Origin of the sequence: Bradyrhizobium sp. HKCCYLRH2015 (assembly GCF_051168215.1) — a bacterium.
Classification (GTDB): domain Bacteria; phylum Pseudomonadota; class Alphaproteobacteria; order Rhizobiales; family Xanthobacteraceae; genus Bradyrhizobium.
In genome coordinates this window covers 463,555-480,969 of record NZ_JBNPUO010000002.1, presented here as the reverse complement: position 1 = coordinate 480,969, position 17,415 = coordinate 463,555, and the positions used below count along the sequence as shown (strand labels likewise).

General features: G+C 66.5%; 15 protein-coding genes. 14 read left to right on the top strand and 1 reads right to left on the bottom strand.

Annotation, left to right across the window (positions count from 1 at the left end):
* The first annotated feature begins 71 nt into the window (after positions 1-71).
* From ACQR1H_RS06295 to ACQR1H_RS06235, 13 genes are all read left to right on the top strand, one after another.
* Positions 72-740, top strand: coding sequence for a Crp/Fnr family transcriptional regulator (locus ACQR1H_RS06295; RefSeq protein ID WP_315802172.1), 669 nt, complete (start codon positions 72-74; stop codon positions 738-740).
* A gap of 89 nt (positions 741-829) precedes the next feature.
* On the top strand, positions 830-1,033 hold the full coding sequence (locus ACQR1H_RS06290; RefSeq protein WP_315802014.1) for a YgaP family membrane protein: 204 nt from the start codon (positions 830-832) through the stop codon (positions 1,031-1,033).
* 69 nt (positions 1,034-1,102) lie between these two features.
* A complete protein-coding gene (locus ACQR1H_RS06285) occupies positions 1,103-2,005 on the top strand; it encodes an MBL fold metallo-hydrolase (protein ID WP_434907306.1) in 903 nt (300 codons plus the stop codon).
* 121 nt (positions 2,006-2,126) lie between these two features.
* Complete coding sequence (locus ACQR1H_RS06280) at positions 2,127-2,498, top strand: hypothetical protein (protein ID WP_434907305.1); 372 nt, start codon at positions 2,127-2,129, stop codon at positions 2,496-2,498.
* A gap of 177 nt (positions 2,499-2,675) precedes the next feature.
* Positions 2,676-4,790 (top strand): protein-disulfide reductase DsbD family protein, encoded by a 2,115-nt coding sequence (locus tag ACQR1H_RS06275; protein ID WP_434907304.1) that lies wholly within the window; start codon positions 2,676-2,678, stop codon positions 4,788-4,790.
* Complete coding sequence (locus ACQR1H_RS06270; protein WP_434907303.1) at positions 4,787-5,425, top strand: DsbA family protein; 639 nt, start codon at positions 4,787-4,789, stop codon at positions 5,423-5,425. Before ACQR1H_RS06275 ends, ACQR1H_RS06270 begins: the two co-directional genes overlap by 4 nt.
* A 284-nt stretch (positions 5,426-5,709) precedes the next feature.
* Positions 5,710-6,612, top strand: a complete 903-nt coding sequence (locus tag ACQR1H_RS06265) for a LysR substrate-binding domain-containing protein (RefSeq protein ID WP_316181762.1) — start codon at positions 5,710-5,712, stop codon at positions 6,610-6,612.
* Positions 6,613-6,746: 134 nt separating this feature from the next.
* Positions 6,747-7,691, top strand: coding sequence for a 5-dehydro-4-deoxyglucarate dehydratase (gene kdgD, locus ACQR1H_RS06260; protein ID WP_434907302.1), 945 nt, complete (start codon positions 6,747-6,749; stop codon positions 7,689-7,691).
* Positions 7,692-7,845: 154 nt separating this feature from the next.
* Complete coding sequence (gene gudD / locus ACQR1H_RS06255; RefSeq protein WP_434907301.1) at positions 7,846-9,201, top strand: glucarate dehydratase; 1,356 nt, start codon at positions 7,846-7,848, stop codon at positions 9,199-9,201.
* 53 nt (positions 9,202-9,254) lie between these two features.
* Entirely contained in the window at positions 9,255-10,703 is a 1,449-nt protein-coding gene (locus tag ACQR1H_RS06250; RefSeq protein WP_434907300.1) for an aldehyde dehydrogenase family protein, read from the top strand.
* 294 nt (positions 10,704-10,997) lie between these two features.
* Entirely contained in the window at positions 10,998-12,536 is a 1,539-nt protein-coding gene (garD, locus tag ACQR1H_RS06245; protein ID WP_434907299.1) for a galactarate dehydratase, read from the top strand.
* A gap of 180 nt (positions 12,537-12,716) precedes the next feature.
* Positions 12,717-13,511 carry a class II aldolase/adducin family protein gene (locus ACQR1H_RS06240; RefSeq protein WP_316183165.1) on the top strand — a complete coding sequence of 265 codons (795 nt, stop codon included), beginning with the start codon at positions 12,717-12,719 and terminating at the stop codon, positions 13,509-13,511.
* A 322-nt stretch (positions 13,512-13,833) separates the two neighbouring features.
* Complete coding sequence (locus ACQR1H_RS06235) at positions 13,834-14,412, top strand: hypothetical protein (RefSeq protein ID WP_434907298.1); 579 nt, start codon at positions 13,834-13,836, stop codon at positions 14,410-14,412.
* A 721-nt stretch (positions 14,413-15,133) separates the two neighbouring features.
* Here the strand turns inward: ACQR1H_RS06235 and ACQR1H_RS06230 are convergent.
* The gene (locus ACQR1H_RS06230; RefSeq protein ID WP_434907297.1) at positions 15,134-16,582 is read right to left on the bottom strand and encodes a PLP-dependent aminotransferase family protein; all 1,449 of its coding nucleotides are present in this window, start codon (positions 16,580-16,582) and stop codon (positions 15,134-15,136) included.
* Between the two features lie 64 nt (positions 16,583-16,646).
* Here ACQR1H_RS06230 and ACQR1H_RS06225 point away from each other — a divergent pair, with 64 nt between their 5' ends.
* Positions 16,647-17,372 (top strand): pyridoxamine 5'-phosphate oxidase family protein, encoded by a 726-nt coding sequence (locus ACQR1H_RS06225; RefSeq protein WP_434886257.1) that lies wholly within the window; start codon positions 16,647-16,649, stop codon positions 17,370-17,372.
* The last annotated feature ends 43 nt before the right edge of the window (positions 17,373-17,415 follow it).

Genomic DNA, 17,415 nt, shown 5'->3' with positions numbered 1-17,415 from the left:
CCATCGCTCGACCCGCTCGCGGTCCTGTGGCAAATTTGGGCGATGCCGATGGGGCGCAGCCGGATGTGGTAATGTCGTCGAAGCAGGACTGGACGCTCGCTTTCCCGCCGTTGCGACAACTGCCGGAGGAGATCTTCGCGCAGTTGCGCGAGGCCAGCCTTATCGTCGAGCTTCCGGAAGGCAGCCGGATTTTCGGCCCCGGTCAGGCGCCGGATTCCTTTCTGCTGCTGCTGGACGGGACCATCCGCGTGCAGCAGACGTCCGAGTCCGGCCGCGAGATCGTGCTCTACCGCGTCCAGGCAGGCGAAAGCTGCGCGCTGACCACGGCCTGCCTGATGGGTTACGAGGAATACCAGGCCGAGGGGATCGCGGAGACCCGGATCCGTGCCGTGGCGATCCCGCGCGCGCTGTTCGACCGGCTGATCGCCAACTCGCGCGAATTCCGACAGTTCGTCTTCACCGCGTTCAGCCGCCGCGTCACCAATCTCTTCCGCATCATCGAGGAAGTCGCGTTCGAGCGGATCGATGTGCGGCTCGCGCAGAAGCTTCTGGATCTCGCGGGGACAAAGCAGCAGATCGCTGCAACGCATCAGGAGCTCGCCAACGAGCTCGGCAGCGCACGCGAGGTCATCAGCCGGCAGCTCAATGAATTCGCGCGGCGCGGCTGGTTGCGAATGGCTCGCGGAATCGTCGAGATCACCGACAGACCGGCGCTTGTCCACCTGGCCCAGCATGGCTAGGAACCGGCGTCTCTTGGTGACTTAGTTACATACCCGCGCTGTGTCCCGCTCTATCGTCTGCATCATCGCAAGCCAAAGGGGAGCGCGACATGACACAGAACATTGGCAAGATCGACCGGCTGCTCAGGATCATCGTCGGACTGGCGATCCTCAGTCTGACGGTCGTAGGACCGCACACCCTGTGGGGCCTTCTGGGCCTGATCCCGCTCGGCACCGCACTGATCGGCTGGTGCCCGCCCTACGCGATGCTCGGCATCAATACATGCGGAACGAAATCCAATTCGATGTCTTAGACCGCGCAGGACGACAAACGCGCCGTGGGCGGCGATGCCGCCCCGGAGCCAAATCGTGGAGCAGCAGCCATGTCCTATCGAATCGATTCCTATCCAATCGATCTCCGCATGCAGCCGAAGGTGGCCGGATTTTTCGATCCTGACACCAGCACGATCAGCTACGTGGTGAAGGATCCGTCATCGCCGTCCTGCGCGATCGTCGATCCCGTCCTCGACATCGACTACGCGGCCGGCCGCATCAGCACCCGCTCCGCCGACATGCTGATCGACTACGTGAAGATCAACGGCCTCAGGCCGGAGTGGCTGATCGAAACGCATGCGCATGCCGACCATCTCTCTGCTGCGCCCTACATCCAGGACAAGCTCGGCGGCAAGATCGGCATCGGCGAGCATATCCTGACCGTGCAGGAGACCTTCGGCAAGGTCTTCAACGAGGGCACGGAGTTTCGTCGCGACGGCAGCCAGTTCGACCGGCTGTTCAAGGATGGCGACACCTATCAGGTGGGGCAGATGACGGCCTTCGTGATGCACACGCCCGGCCATACGCCGGCCTGTGCCACACATGTGATGGGCGATGCCGCTTTCGTCGGCGACACCTTGTTCATGCCGGACGGGGGAACGGCGCGGGCCGACTTTCCAGGCGGCAATGCGCGCACGCTGTACCGCTCGATCCGGAAGATCCTTGAGACGCTGCCGCGCGAGACCCGGCTGTTCATGTGTCACGACTATGCCCCCGACGACCGCGCGGTGCGCTGGGAAACGACCGTCGGCGAGGAGCGGCTCCGCAACATCCACGCCCGAGACGGGATGACCGAGAACGAGTTCGTCGCGCTCCGCGAGGCCCGCGACAAGACGCTCGGCATGCCGCGCCTGATCATTCCATCGCTGCAGGTCAATATCCGCGCCGGACATCTGCCGCCGGCGGATACGACGGGAAAGACTTTCCTGAAAGTGCCGATCAACGTACTTTGAGAACCACTCGCTTTGCTCACGCGATGCCGGTTTGGCCGCAGGTTCGCGGCGTCACGAAGATGTCAGTTGCCAAGAGCGGCCGGTCTGCGCGACCAGTCCAGACTGGAGACGATGGTCCACGATGAGGCGTGCTGAACTCGAGATGCCCGCGATGACACGCCGCCTGATGGCGGCGCTGATCGCGCTCGTCTTGAGTCTGGCGCCTCTGCTCGGAACCTTCGAGGTAGCAACGGCCGACGCCGGCGCCGGTGTGCACCAATGGTCCCGAACGACCACCAGCGCGCCCAAGCCATGCAGGAAGGCCGTCATCCCGGGCATGATCAACGCGTGTCCGTTTGCCGCGGCGGGTCTGACTGCCGTCCCCGCGAGCGACAGTGGGGCGGCACAGCCGGTTGCCGCGTCCCGGACGCTGTCCTGGCGCCCCTACGACGAGGCGCTGACGACGCAATGCGACGCGTCCTCGCCCTACCGTCCCCCCTGTCGCCACGCCTGATCCTTCCGTCGTCATCGGCTCACGGGCCGCGTAACGTCGTGACTTGAGCGGACGAATATCCACCATCGATCGTGCGTCGTGCAGGTCGGCTTAAGGTGCCCTTGCCAGGCGCGCCTTGCGCCGGGTCGCGCAGCGCAACTGCCACCGCAACGCACGATCAGCGCGCGGGAGATCATCATGTCCATCCGTCATCTTGGCCGGCTCGCATGGCTGCTCGGCCTGCTCCATCTTGCGGCGACGACCGCTGTCGCGGGCGAATTGCGACCGCAGGCGAACGTCGACACGCGCCTGCTGGTCGGCGACGTCACGCGAGCAGACGGCGGCCCGGCCGCGGCATGGGCCGGACTGGATGTCAGGCTGGATGCAGGCTGGCACACCTATTGGCGCTCGCCCGGCGACGCCGGCGCGCCGCCCGAATTCGACTGGACCGGCTCGCGCAACGTCGCCGATGTCACCGTCGAATGGCCGGCGCCGAGCCGCTTCAGCGAGCAGGATATCGACACGTTCGGCTATGCCGAGCACGTGCTGTTTCCGTTGCGCGTGCGGCTCGAGGATGGCGCGGCGCCCGCGCATCTCACGCTGAAAACCGTGCTGTTCGTCTGCTCGGTCATCTGCACCCAGCAGGAGGCCCATCTCGAGGCCGACATCCCCGCCGTGTCGCGCCGGCCGAACGATCAGGCGCTGATCGACGAATGGCGGCAGAGCGTCCCGCGCGCGAGCGCGCCCGGGCTTTCCATCACGGCGTTGCGCATCGATCGGCAACCAAAGCCGCACCTGCAGCTCGAGGCGCATGCGACGCCGCCACTGCACGCGCCCGACGTCTTCCTTGATGGGAACGACGCCGTGTCCGGCGGCCGTCCCCAGGTGAGCCCGATGTCGGACGGCGGCGTCCGGATCACCGTACCGGTGCAAGGCCTCGATCAGGCCGGTCCGGTGCAACGTCTGCGGGTCACCCTGGTCGATGGCGATCGATCGATCGAAGCCATGCTTCCGGTGGATGCCGATCAAGCTGCTCGCGCTTCTGCGGCCAAAGCAGCCACAGCGGCACCGCGTCCTTCGGCGGCATCGATCTGGGCCATGCTCGGCGTGGCCCTGCTCGGCGGCTTCATCCTCAACTTCATGCCATGCGTGTTTCCGGTGTTATCGTTGAAGCTCGTTTCGCTGGTCGATCACGATCCCGCACGCGCGCCCTCGCCGCGCCGGGCATTCCTGGCGACGGCGGCCGGCATCGTCGCCTCATTCGTGACCCTTGCCACCGTCCTCTCCGCGCTCAAGGCCGCGGGCGCCGAAGTCGGCTGGGGCCTGCAGTTTCAGCAGCCAGCTTTCCTCATCGCGATGATCATCGTGCTCGCCGCATTCGGTGCCAACCTGCTCGGCCTGTTCGAGATCGGCCTGCCGTGGTGGATCGCCGGCCGCCTTGGCGACGCCGCGAGCCACAGGACGATGGCAGGTCATGCCATCAACGGCTTCGTCATGACGCTGCTGGCCACGCCGTGCTCGGCGCCGTTCGTCGGCACCGCCGTCGCCTTTGCGCTGTCGCAGGCCGCGCCGCAGATCCTGCTGGTGTTCACCACGCTCGGGCTCGGCATGGCAGCGCCCTATCTGTGTCTGGCCGCAGCGCCCGGCCTCGCCGCTCTCTTCCCGCGGCCCGCCCGCTGGATGCTGAAGCTGCGCGCCGTCGCAGCGGCCGCGATGGCGGCGACCGCGCTATGGCTGCTGACCGTGCTCGCCGACATCAGTGGCCCGGCGACTGCGGCCGTCCTCGCCGCTGCGCTGCTGGTCCCCACGCTGATCATGGCGGCGCTCCGTTTCCCGTTGCGGCGAACGATCGCTGGAGCCGGCCTCGCCGGCATGATCGGACTAACGCTGATCGCCGCCACCTCCATTAAGCAGCCGGATGGCGGAAGCCGACCGGCCGGAATCGCCTGGCAGCCGCTGGTGCCCGCCGAGATCGTGGCACAGGTGCGCGCCGGTCGCACGGTCTTCGTCGATGTCGGCGCCAGCTGGTGCGTCACCTGCAAGGTGAACGAGAAGCTCGTGCTCGACAGCACGGCCGTGCGCGGTCGCCTTGCGTCGGGTGTCGTTGCCGTCAGGGGCGACTGGACCTCCCCCAGCGATGCGATCGCGACCTATCTGCGATCCTTCGGCCGCTACGGCCTGCCGTTCAACGCCGTGTTCGGCCCGGGCGCTCCCGCCGGCATCGTGCTGCCCGAACTACTGACTCCACAGATCGTGCTCGACGCGATCGACACCGCCTCAACCACCCCTCATCAGGAGAACGACAAGACATGACCACGAAGACCTTCGCCGCATCAATCGCGACGCTGCTGCTGCTCGCCACGGCGATCCTGCCGATCCAGGCCCGCGCCGAGGACGACGACACCGACATTCTGAGCGAAGCGCGCATCCTGCACGATCCCGCCATCCCCACTGTCGGAAACGCCGAGGGCGACATCACGATCGTCGAGTATTTCGACTATCAGTGCCCGTATTGCCGCAAGATCAGCCCGGAGCTCGCCAAGGTGGTTCGCGACGACGGTCACGTCCGGCTCGTCTTCAAGGATTGGCCGATCTTCGGCGGCGCCTCGATCTACGCGGCCCGCCTCACCCTGGCGGCGAGATATCAGGACAAGTTCGCCGAGGCGCACGAGGCGCTGATTTCGCTGCACGATAAGCTGTCGGAAGCCAAGGTCGATGCGGCGCTCAGCGGCGCCGGAATCGATCTGGCCCGCGCCAAGGCCGACCTCGCGGCCAAGCACGCCGACATCGACGCCGTGCTCGCGCGCAATCACGAGCAGGCCACGGGCCTCGGCTTCCGCGGCACGCCGGCCTTCATCATCGGCCATTTCCGCATCCCCGGCGTCCCCAATGCCCAGGCTTTCAAGCAGGCCATTGCGGATGCCCGCGCGGCTGCATCCGCCAAGTGAGCGGGCCCCTGGCGCTCGCCACGGACACGCCGCGCCCCCAAGGTGCGGCTCAGTGGCGGGTGCAAGGGTTAGGGTGATCTCGTTCCAGACGTCTGGGACAGCGGGGCTCCCTGATGCTTTCCGCGATGGAGCGAGGTCCTGATGCGGTCGGCCACCGCGGTCAGGCCGATCTCGGTATCAGTGAGGCGGTCGCCGCGGCCGCCGATCCCGCCGACATTCCCACTGCCCCAAATCGATGCTACCAAGCCCAGATCGCCTGCCCGATCCATGCCGAGGATGCATCGATGTTCGACCTCAACCAGCTGCGCTGCTTCGTCACCGTGGCCGAGGAGCTGCATTTCGGCCGCGCCGCGATCCGGCTCAACATGACGCAGCCGCCGCTGTCGCGGCAGATCCAGGTGCTGGAGCACATCATCGATGCGGTGCTGCTCGAGCGCACCAGCCGCTCGGTGAAGCTGACGCCGGCGGGCCGCAGCTTCCTGCCGGAGGCACGGCGCATCCTGAAGATGGCCGAGAGCGCCGCCCAGGTGGCGCAGCGCATTGCCAGCGGCAAGAGCGGCTCGCTCAAGATCGGCTTCACCGCGGCCGCGGCCTACAGCTTCCTGCCCGATCTGGTCGCCGCCTGCCGCAGCGAGCTTCCAGAAGCCGATCTGTCGCTGAAGGAGATGGTCTCCGGCGACCAGATCGAGGCGCTCGCCTCCGGCCAGATCGACGCCGGCCTGCTGCGGCCGCCGATCGCGCGCCCCGAATTCGCCACCCGCCGCGTCGTCGCCGAGCCGCTCTGCGCCGCGCTGCCGCGCCGGCACCGCCTCGCGTCCGCCGAGAGCGTGTCGATCCGTGATTTCGACGGCCAGAACTTCATCATGTATTCGCAGACCGAGGCGCGCTATTTCCACGATCTCCTGGTGTCGCAGTTCATGCGCGCCGAGGTGCTGCCGCGCTACGTGCAGCATCTGAGCCAGATCCATTCCATCCTGGCGATGGTGCGCGCCGGCCTCGGGCTTGCGATCGTGCCCGAAGCGGCCTCCAGCCTGAAGATCGCCGATGTCCGGCTGCGGCCGCTGAAGCTGCGCAATCCGACGCCGGCCGAGCTGTTCCTGGTCTGGCGGCGCGATCACGACAATCCGCTGCTGCCGGCACTGGTCGATCTGGCCGGCAATCTCGCCGTCAAGCCGGTCGAGGATTGATACCCGATCCACATCAATCAATACCGTCATTGGCTTGGACCGGCATCGAACTTGGTCCTACGACATCGCCCGGGGGAATGCGCGCCGGCGCCTGCCGCGCCCGTTCCCAAGGACATTCGTGAAGGACCCGCGCGATGAGCAAGATGACCCCGACGGAAATGGCTGCGAAGATCGGCAGCGGCCTGCTCTCCTTCCCCGTGACGCCGTTCAAGGCCGACTATTCGTTCGACGAGGCCACCTATCGCGCCAACATGGACTGGCTGTGCGGCTACGACGTCGCCGGCCTGTTCGCCGCCGGCGGCACCGGCGAGTTCTTCTCGCTGACGGCAGCCGAGGTGCCCGAGGTGGTCAAGGTCGCGGCCGACGAGACCCGTGGCCGCGTGCCCGTGCTGGCCGGCACCGGCTATGGCACGGCGATCGCGCGCGAAATCGCCATTGGCGCCGAGAAGGCCGGCGCCGACGGCCTGTTGCTGCTGCCGCCCTACCTGATGCATGCCGAGCAGGAGGGCCTGGCCGCCCACGTCGAGGCGGTCTGCAAGTCGGTCAAGATCGGCGTCATCGTCTACAATCGCGACAACGCGATCCTGCAGCCGGATACGCTGGCGCGGCTGTGCGAGCGCTGTCCGAACCTGGTCGGCTATAAGGACGGCATCGGCGACATCGAGCTGATGACCCGGGTGTACAGCAAGATGGGCGACCGCCTGACCTATATCGGCGGCCTGCCGACCGCCGAGACCTTCGCCCTGCCCTATCTCGACATGGGTGTGACGACCTACTCCTCGGCGGTGTTCAACTTCGTGCCGGAATTCGCCACGAACTTCTATGCCGCAGTGCGCAAGCGCGACCACGCCACCATCCTTGCCGGATTGAAGGATTTCATTTTGCCGCTGATCGCGATACGCAACCGCAAGAAGGGCTACGCGGTCTCGATCATCAAGGCCGGCATGAAGATCATCGGTCGCGATTCCGGCCCGGTCCGCCTGCCGCTGACCGACCTGACCGAAGCCGAGATGGCCGAGCTGACCGCGCTGGTGAAGGCGCTGCCGGGCGCCGTGACGGCGCAGCAGGCGGCGGAGTGATTTCCGCGGTCATTCCGAGGCAAGGCCGCAAGGCCTTGAACCCGGAATCTCGAAGCTGATTGAAGAGAAGAGACGCAAGCCAATCTCTGGATTCCGGGTTCAGCCCTGACGGGCTGCCCCGGAATGACGGAGGTAAGAAGACGAGGAGGAGCACATGAGTCACGACGCCACCCGCACGGACATCTCCGGGGCGCCGGTCGTCACCGGCATGGAGGTCATTCCGGTCGCCGGCCGTGACAGCATGCTGCTCAACCTCAGCGGCGCGCATGGGCCGTTCTTCACCCGCAACCTCGTCATCCTGACCGACAATGCCGGCCACACCGGCGTCGGCGAGGTGCCGGGCGGCGAGAAGATCCGGCAGACCTTGGAAGATGCGAAGAGCCTGATCGTTGGCCAGAGCATCGGCGCCTGCAACACGATCCTCGCGACGATGCGCACCGCCTTCGCCGACCGCGACGCCGGGGGCCGCGGCAAGCAGACTTTTGATTTGCGCGTGATGATCCACGCCGTGACCGCAGTGGAATCGGCGCTGCTCGATCTCTTGGGTCAGCATCTCGGCCTGCCGGTGGCGGCGCTCCTCGGCGAAGGCCAGCAGCGCGCATCGGTCGAAGCGCTTGGCTATCTGTTCTTCATCGGCGACCGCCGCAAGACCGACCTGCCCTACGCCACCGGCGAGGGCGAGAAGGATGGCTGGTATACGCTGCGACATCAGGAGGCGATGACACCCGAAGCTGTCGTGCGCCTCGCCGAGGCCACCCACGACGCCTACGGCTTCGCCGACTTCAAGCTCAAGGGCGGTGTGCTCGCGGGCGAAGCCGAGATCGAGGCGGTGACCGCGATCGCGAAACGCTTCCCGCAGGCCCGCGTGACGCTCGATCCCAACGGCGCGTGGTCGCTGGATGAGGCGATCCGCCTCTGCAAGGACATGCATGGCATCCTTGCCTATGCCGAGGATCCCTGCGGCGCCGAGGCTGGCTTCTCCGGCCGCGAGATCATGGCCGAGTTCCGCCGCGCCACCGGTCTGCCGACCGCGACCAACATGATCGCCACCGACTGGCGGCAGCTCAGTCATGCGCTGCGCCTCGGCGCGGTCGACATTCCCCTGGCCGATCCCCATTTCTGGACCATGCAGGGCTCGGTCCGCGTCGCCCAGACCTGCCGCGACAACGGCCTGACTTGGGGCTCGCACTCCAACAACCATTTCGACATTTCGCTGGCCATGTTCACCCATGTCGCCGCCGCCGCGCCCGGCAAGGTCACCGCGATCGACACACACTGGATCTGGCAGGACGGCCAGGCGCTGACCAAGGCGCCGCTGCAGATCAAGGGCGGGCGGATCGCGGTGCCCGAGCAACCCGGGCTTGGGGTCGCGGTTGACCGTAGCGCCATCGAAAAGGCCCATGCGCTGTACAAGAGCCACGGGCTCGGCGCACGCGACGACGCCGTCGCAATGCAGTATCTGATCCCCGGCTGGACCTTCGACGACAAGCGCCCCTGTCTCGTGCGATGACGGGGGCGATCGGTTAGATTGTCCGAGCAATCGCGCAAAGTCTGGAGAACAACATGAACGCGATCCTCAAGAATTTCATCGCCGGCGAGTGGGTCGACGGCAGCGGGGTCACCCGCAACATCAACCCCTCGAACACCAATGACGTCGTCGGCGAATATGCCAAGGCCGACAAGGCGCAGACCGAGAAGGCCATCGCTGCCGCCAAGGCCGCTTTCCCGGCCTGGTCGCGCTCGACGCCGCAGGAGCGCTATGACGCGCTGAACAAGATCTCCACCGAGATCCTGTCGCGCAAGGAAGAGCTCGGCCGCCTGCTGGCGCGCGAGGAAGGCAAGACCCTGCCGGAGGGCATCGGCGAGGTCGCCCGTGCCGGCCAGATCTTCGCGTTCTTTGCCGGCGAGGCGCTGCGCCTGACCGGCGAAAAGGGCGCCTCGGTGCGTCCGGGCCTCGACGTCGAGATCACGCGCGAGGCCGTCGGCGTCGTCGGCATGATCACGCCCTGGAATTTCCCGATCGCGATCCCCGCCTGGAAGATCGCGCCCGCGCTCTGCTACGGCAACACGGTGGTGTTCAAGCCGGCCGAGCTGGTGCCCGGCTCCGCGCATGCGCTGTCCGAGATCATCGCCCGCTCCGGCCTTCCCGCCGGCGTGTTCAATCTCGTCGTCGGCTCCGGCTCGGTGGTCGGCCAGACCTTGCTCGAACACCCGGACGTCGCCGCCATCTCCTTCACCGGCTCGGTCGGGACGGGGCGCAAGATCGCGCAGGCCTGCGTGCTGTCGAACCCGATGAAGAAGTTCCAGCTCGAAATGGGCGGCAAGAATCCGCTCGTCGTGCTCGACGATGCCGACGTCAAGGTCGCGGTCGAAGCCGCCGCCAACGGCGCCTATTTCTCCACCGGCCAGCGCTGTACGGCCTCCTCGCGCCTGATCGTCACCGAAGGCATCCACGACAAGTTCGTCGCGGCGCTCACCGAACGTCTGAAGGGCCTCGTCGTCGATGACGCCGTCAAGCAGGGTACGCATATCGGCCCGGTGGTCGATGGCAACCAGCTCGAGCAGGACCAGCGCTATCTCAAGATCGGCCAGGATGAAGGCGCCAAGCTCGCCTGGGGCGGCGAGCTGCTCAACCGCGAGAGCCCCGGCTTCTACATGCAGCCGGCGCTGTTCACCGAGGCCACGAACAGCATGCGCATTGCCCGCGAGGAGATCTTCGGGCCGGTCGCCTGCGTCATCCGCGCCAAGAACTACGACGAGGCGCTGGCGATCTCCAACGACACCGAGTTCGGCCTCGCCGCCGGCGTCTGCACCACCAGCCTGAAATACGCCTCGCACTTCAAGCGCAACAGCGAGGCCGGCATGGTGATGGTCAACCTGCCGACCGCCGGCGTCGACTATCACGTCCCGTTCGGCGGCCGCAAAGGCTCGAGCTACGGCGCCCGCGAGCAGGGCTCCTACGCCCGCGAGTTCTACACCACGGTGAAGACGGCCTACACCTTCCCGGTGTGAGCCCTCATCATTGCGAGCGAATGAGATCGCGGCAGAGGCGGTCTGCTCCCTCTCCCCGTTCTTACGGGGAGAGGGCTGGGGTGAGGGGCAGCCGCACGGACAGTCTCCGCGGCGAGCCCCCCTCACCCGGATTGCTTCTCCGATGCAATCCGACCTCTCCCTGCGGGAGAGGTGAAGAGAGAGCTGTAGGGTGGGCAAAGGCGCGACAGCGCCGTGCCCACCGACAGTCGACCAAGACGAAAGACGGTGGGCACGCTTCGCTTTGCCCACCTTACGGAGCACAACGGAGCCAGCATGAACCAGCAGGTCGTGAACCAGGAGCCCCGCATCATCAAGCTCAACGCGCGCGACAATGTCGCGATCGTGGTGAACGATTTCGGCCTGCCTGCCGGCACCAGATTTCCCGACGGCCTGACGCTGAGGAGCTTCGTCCCGCAGGGCCACAAGACCGCACTGATCGACATCGCCGAGGGTGGGCCGATCGTCCGCTACGGCGAGATCATCGGCACTGCGAAGTCGCCGATCGGAGCCGGCGAATGGGTCGACGAGGCCCGCATCGATATGCCGGAGGCTCCTGCCCTCGACAAGCTGGAGATTTCCACCGCCGTGCCGGCACCGCTGCCACCGCTCGAGGGCTACACCTTCGAGGGCTATCGCAACGCCGACGGCTCGGTCGGCACCCGCAACGTGCTGGGCATCTCCACCTCGGTGCAATGCGTCAAGGGTACGCTCGAATATGCAATCAAGCGCATCAAGAGCGAGCTGCTGCCGAAGTACCCCAATGTCGATGACGTCGTCGCCCTCACCCACGCCTATGGCTGCGGCGTCGCGATCACGGCGCCGGACGCCGTGGTGCCGATCCGCACTCTGCAGAACCTCGCGCTCAATCCGAACTTCGGCGGCGAGATCCTGGTCGTCGGCCTCGGCTGTGAGAAGCTCGCGCCGGAGCGGCTGCTGCCGGAGGGCACGGAAGACTCCATCGTGCGCATGCAGGACGAAGCTTTCGACGGCTTCGGCGCCATCGTCGACGCCATCATGACCCAGGCCGACCGTCGCCTCGCCGAGCTCAACAAGCGCAAGCGCGAGACCTGCCCGGCGTCCGATCTCGTGATCGGCCTGCAATGCGGCGGCAGCGACGCGTTCTCCGGCGTGACCGCCAATCCCGCCGTCGGCTTCGCCGCGGACCTGCTGGTGCGCGCCGGCGCGACCGTGATGTTCTCGGAAGTCACGGAAGTCCGCGATGCCATCCAGCTGCTCACCCGCCGCGCCATCAACGAGGAGGTCGGCCGCGCGCTGATCCGCGAGATGGACTGGTACGACGCGTATCTGGCGCGCGGCGGCGCCGATCGCAGCGCCAACACGACGCCCGGCAACAAGAAGGGCGGCCTCGCCAACATCGTCGAGAAGTCGCTTGGCTCGATCGTGAAGTCCGGCTCCGGCCCCATCCATGGCGTGCTGGCTCCGGGCGAGAAGGCCAAGCAGAAGGGCATGCTGTTCGCGGCGACGCCGGCGAGCGACTTCATCTGCGGCACCTTGCAGCTCGCCTCCGGCATGACCCTCCAGGTCTTCACCACCGGCCGCGGCACGCCTTACGGCCTTGCCGCCGCCCCAGTCATCAAGGTCGCGACCCGCAGCGAGCTCGCGCGGCGCTGGAAAGACCTCATCGACTTCGATGCCGGCCGCATCGCCACCGGCGAGATGACCATCGAGGAGACCGGCTGGGAGCTGTTCAAGCTGATCCTCGACGTCGCCTCCGGCCGCACCAAGCCATGGTCGGACCGCTGGGGCATCCACAACGATCTGACGCTGTTCAATCCGGCTCCGGTGACCTGAGGGAGCAACATCGCTCATCCTGATATGGCGATGATTTCGCTCAGACCTGTCCCCGTCATTGCGAGCAGAGCGAAGCAATTCAGAGTCCCGCCTACTATTCTGGATTGCTTCGCTTCGCTCGCAATGACGCGTATGTTGAAGCGACGAGCCTGGATCACGCAGGCCGGGAGGGAAAATCAGATGTCGAGCTTCAGCCGCTTTGCCGTCCTTGCGGTCACCGCCCTCCTTCTCTCCGCCACCCCCTCCCGCGCCGACGACTCCATCCCCGGCGTGCCGCGCGAGCTGCTCGAAGACATCGCGACCGGCAGCCGCATCCTCGCCGATCTCGGCGTCGTCGATGCCTTCGGCCATGTCAGCGCGCGCAGTCCCGCCAATCCGCACCACTTCCTGATGGCACGCTCGATCGCGCCGGCGCAGGTGACGGCCAACGACATCATGGAGTTCGACGAGAATGGCGAGCCGGTCGATGCGAAGAACCGTGCGGTGTTCCTCGAACGCTTCATCCATGCCGAGATCTACAAGGCCCGTCCGGACGTCAACGCCGTCGTGCACACCCATTCGCCGGGCGTCGTGCCGTTCAGCGTCAGCCATACACCCTTGAAGCCGCTGTATCACAACGCCGCCTTCCTCGGCGACGGCGCGCCGGTGTGGGACATCGGCAAGGAGTTCGGCGCCACCGACATGCTGGTGCGCAATAATGCGATCGGCAAATCGCTCGCATCCGCGCTCGGCGACAAGTCCGTGGTGCTGATGCGCGGCCATGGTGACGTCACCGTCGGTCCTGCGGTCAAGGCCGCCGTGTTCCGCGCCTATTACACCGACGTGAATGCGAAGCTGCAGGCGCAGGCACTCGGGCTCGGCTCCGAGGTGACGTATCTCAGCGCCGAGGAGGCTGCCAAGGCCGATGGCGTCAACATGGTGATCATGGATCGTGCCTGGGCGCTTTGGAAGCAGAAGGTGCAGTCGGCGAAGTAGTCCTGGAGGTTGAAGATCATTTCACCGCAGCGGTGCCCCGGAATCCTGTGACGCGTTGGGCCGCGACGTGACAATGTCATCGGTTTCTCCCTGTCGTTGTTGTGTTGGGCCGTTCGTCCGGCCGTATCGATCCCATGGGGCCTGCGCCCGGAACTTTCCATTGCTTTTGCGGTATCGAACGACCACCGGCGCGGTTCAGCGTCGGGCTCTGCACGGGTGCGATCGGAGGTGCACAGCGCTGCTTCCGACCTCTTTTTGCCGCAAAGCTGACACATCGCTTGACCTCTCGCGCCGTCCCGATTCCTCCAGGCTCTCCCCGCGGATGCCCCTGCATTTTCCTCGCCTCGCCGTCCTTGCGATCGCGCTCTCCCTGGGGACGCCATGTCTGGCTCAGCAGCCGATGCCGGTGGCGGGCGCGCCGGAGGACCGGCCCGACATCGATCTCTATGCGCTGATGTCCGGCACCTGCCGCACCGCGAAGGTCGATGGCCGCGAATATTCGTGCAAGACGGTGGCGTTCTTTCACAGCGAGAAGGGACGCGCTCATTTCACCGTCGCGCTCGACGATCCCGCTGACGAGAATCACATCATCGCGTTCTCCGGCGTCAATGGCCGCAGGTCGATTCAGAACGTCTACGAATTGCCGATCGACCGCATGCTGCTGAACTCCAAGCATCGTCCGAAGGTCGATGGCATTCCGGTGCCGGCCACGAAGAGCTCGGCCGGCGTGTGCCGTCAGGTCGGCAATTTCGCGATGCTCAAGGTCACCAGCGTGACCTGCTCCGCCAAGGACGACAGCGGCCGCGCCTATGAGCTGGTGTTCGTCTCCGACGGCACGCCCATCACCTTGCGCCGGGTGCGCCAGACGATGACGAACGCCGAGCACAATCCCTATGAATAAGCGCGTAGCGATTGCGGCGACCGCGCGCATCCGCGTAGCCTGACGCGCATCTGCTCCAATCCGCATCTCGAACAGCCATGAACATGAGGGCGCGTTCTCGCGGCAGATGATGCCCGAGGCTTACGATCCATCTCGCCCCTTCGAAGTGCAAAGGGCGCAGGGAATGCCGGGTGAAGGCCCCACCCATGGCCCGCCTGCGAAAAAAATGCAGGCGGCAGGTACCACAGGCAAAGCCGTACACTCCGGCATTCCCTGCGCGACGGTCTTCACGCTTATACGCAGTCTCCCTGGTGCGCCGGGCTTGTTGGCCACCATGGCGCAATGCGCTTGCGCGCATTGCGCTGGACACCAGCGTCGGGGTGTCAGGACCCTGCGACTTCACGTCCGCAGCCTCGCCGTTCGTCCACGCATCCAAAGACACGTTGCGGCTTGATCGCGGCCATCGCATCCCCGCCTCGCGTGTCGTGACGATCGCGCGCAACGCCCCTCTGCGGTGAGGCGGGATGCGCAACCAAAGCATGATTTTCGAAAAAACGAAAGCGGAAAATGCGAGCGCGCGACCAGGCATCGAGAGGCCGTTGAACGGATTGAACAAAATTACGACGGCTTGTTGCGCGCAACCGCTGGCGGCGGCCTCTGCACAGGCGCGCAGACGTTCAGAGCGGGGCTGATTTGCCCGACGTGCCGGCTCGGCCACACCCGTAACATCGACAAGCGACGCTCAGCGCGGGCGCGCAACCGCGCCCAGGAGATCCTGTGCAGCGCGCCCGAGCCGCCTGGCGGCGTCGGCGAGATCCTTCGCCGCAAAGCCCGAATAGCCCAGGATGAAACCGTCAGGCCCGCGCTGCACGATCCGCGCATCCGACAACAGCCGGCACTCGATGCCGGCGCGGTCGCGGATCAATTTCGCCGTGCCCTTCGGTGCTGCAGGCGGCAAGGTCGCCAGCAGATGCAATCCTTGCGAGGGCGCGGCCAGTTGCAGGCTGCCTTTGCCGTGCCTGGCCAGCGCTTCGGCGACGACATCGCGCGCCTGGCGGTAGCGCGGGCGCATCCGCCGCATGTGGGCCGCGAGCACGCCGTCGGCCATCAGGTCGGCCAGCGCGTCCTGCATGAAGGCCGGGGGAAACCGGTCCTGCGCCGCGCGCGCCGCGACCACCCGCGCGACCAGCGCCGGCGGCACCACGAGATAGCCGAGCCGCAGTCCCGCGAACAGCGTCTTGCCGAAGGTGCCGAGATAGATCACGCGCTCGCCGCCGATGCCGGCCAGCGCCGTCAGCGGCGGGCCGGCAAAGCGGTACTCGCTGTCGTAGTCGTCCTCGAAGATGTAGGCGTCCGCCCTGCGCGCCCAGTCGAGCAGCGCGATGCGCCGCGCCATGCTCATCGCAACACCGGTCGGAAACTGATGCGATGGCGTCACGTAGGCAGCCTTGGCCGCCATGTACGCCGCCTCCCCCGAGCTCACGATAATGCCTTCATCATCGACCGGCACCGGGACCAGCTTCGCGCCGGTCGTGCTCAACGTATAGCGAGAAGCGACGTAGCCGGGGTCCTCGAACCAGACGGGATCGCCCGGCGCCAGCAGCGCATCGATGCACAGCCGCAGGCCGTGCTGGGTGCCGCTCACGATCAGGATGCAGCTCGGGTCGCAGCGGACGCCGCGATTGGCCGCAAGATAGTGCGCAACCTCGGTGCGCAGATGCAGGCTGCCGCGCGGATCGCCATAGCCGAGCTCATCCGGCGCGGCGTGGGCGATGCGGCGCCGGCTGGCCGCGGCGAGCCGCCGCAACAGCACGGGATCGACCAGCGTGCAGCCGAGCGCGAACGGCCGGCGCGGCGGAATGCGGATGTCCAGCTCGGCCACCGGCGCGGCGACCTGCGGCGCCGGCAGCCGTGCCGCGACATAGGTGCCGGCGCCGTGGCGCGCCTCGACCAGGCCATCCGACAGCAGCGCTTCATAGGCTGCGACGATCGCGTTGCGGCGGACGCCGAGCTGCTCGGCGAGCCCGCGCGTCGAGGGCAGACGAAGACCCGGGGCGAGCAGGCCATCGACGATGCCGGTGCGCAGCGCGCCATGCACCTGCTGCGACTGGCTGCGGATGCTGCGGTCGAGCCGGATCGGCAGCGCCAGCACGTCGTCGCGGCGCCGCGAAGTGGTTGATTGCTTTCGCATCGAAGTGGAACTCCCGGCAACCACTTTGCCATGGCATGACGTCGGCGGAAACAGGAGACTGACGATGTCCGAGCAACAGATGCCGAGCTATCCCGTCGACGACACCAACCGCGTCAAGCGGCGGCATCAGCGCGCCCACTATGATCATGCGACGGTCCATGCCGTGCTCGATTCCGCAACGCTGTGCCACGTGTCCTATGTCATCGACGGCCAGCCCTATTGCACGCCGACGCTGTTCTGGCGCGAGGGCACGACGCTGTATTGGCACGGCTCGAGCGCGAGCCGCATGCTGCGCAACCAGTCGGAAGGACAGCCGGCCTGTCTCACCGTCACCCATCTCGACGCGCTGGTGCTGGCGCGCAGCGCCTTCCACCATTCCGCCGACTACCGCTCGGTGATGGCGTTCGGCCATGCCCGGCTGATCGAGGATCAGGCGGAGAAGGAGCGCGCGCTGGTGATGATGGTCGACCGCCTGTTTCCCGGCCGCACGGCGAGCCTGCGCCAGACCACCGAGCAGGAGCTCAAGGCGACGGCGGTTATCACCATGGAGATCGAAAAGGCATCGGCGAAGATCCGCGCCGCGGGTGTCATCGATGATGAGGAGGATTATGCGCTGCCGATCTATGCCGAGCGGCTTCCGGTGCATACCCTGATCGGCCCGCCGGAGCCCGACGGCCGATTGTTGGAGGGCGTCGCCCGTCCCGCCAGGTTGTCGGGTTTCAGCGCTGGACGGCGGCTGGATGAGGCGCTGACGGAATCGTATGCAGCGAGCTATCCGGCGGGTAGTTAAGATAACGGAAGTGTAGGGTGCGCAAAGGCGCGTCCCAGCGCCG

Excerpts from the sequence above, each read along its gene's own strand:
- kdgD (WP_434907302.1), top strand. The coding sequence starts at position 6,747 with ATGAGCAAGATGACCCCGACGGAAATGGCTGCGAAGATCGGCAGCGGC.
- ACQR1H_RS06230 (WP_434907297.1), bottom strand. The coding sequence starts at position 16,582 with ATGCGAAAGCAATCAACCACTTCGCGGCGCCGCGACGACGTGCTGGCG.
- ACQR1H_RS06285 (WP_434907306.1), top strand. The coding sequence starts at position 1,103 with ATGTCCTATCGAATCGATTCCTATCCAATCGATCTCCGCATGCAGCCG.
- garD (WP_434907299.1), top strand. The coding sequence starts at position 10,998 with ATGAACCAGCAGGTCGTGAACCAGGAGCCCCGCATCATCAAGCTCAAC.
- ACQR1H_RS06225 (WP_434886257.1), top strand. The coding sequence starts at position 16,647 with ATGTCCGAGCAACAGATGCCGAGCTATCCCGTCGACGACACCAACCGC.
- ACQR1H_RS06280 (WP_434907305.1), top strand. The coding sequence starts at position 2,127 with ATGAGGCGTGCTGAACTCGAGATGCCCGCGATGACACGCCGCCTGATG.
- ACQR1H_RS06250 (WP_434907300.1), top strand. The coding sequence starts at position 9,255 with ATGAACGCGATCCTCAAGAATTTCATCGCCGGCGAGTGGGTCGACGGC.
- gudD (WP_434907301.1), top strand. The coding sequence starts at position 7,846 with ATGAGTCACGACGCCACCCGCACGGACATCTCCGGGGCGCCGGTCGTC.
- ACQR1H_RS06290 (WP_315802014.1), top strand. The coding sequence starts at position 830 with ATGACACAGAACATTGGCAAGATCGACCGGCTGCTCAGGATCATCGTC.
- ACQR1H_RS06275 (WP_434907304.1), top strand. The coding sequence starts at position 2,676 with ATGTCCATCCGTCATCTTGGCCGGCTCGCATGGCTGCTCGGCCTGCTC.
- ACQR1H_RS06270 (WP_434907303.1), top strand. The coding sequence starts at position 4,787 with ATGACCACGAAGACCTTCGCCGCATCAATCGCGACGCTGCTGCTGCTC.
- ACQR1H_RS06265 (WP_316181762.1), top strand. The coding sequence starts at position 5,710 with ATGTTCGACCTCAACCAGCTGCGCTGCTTCGTCACCGTGGCCGAGGAG.
- ACQR1H_RS06235 (WP_434907298.1), top strand. The coding sequence starts at position 13,834 with ATGCCCCTGCATTTTCCTCGCCTCGCCGTCCTTGCGATCGCGCTCTCC.
- ACQR1H_RS06240 (WP_316183165.1), top strand. The coding sequence starts at position 12,717 with ATGTCGAGCTTCAGCCGCTTTGCCGTCCTTGCGGTCACCGCCCTCCTT.
- ACQR1H_RS06295 (WP_315802172.1), top strand. The coding sequence starts at position 72 with ATGTCGTCGAAGCAGGACTGGACGCTCGCTTTCCCGCCGTTGCGACAA.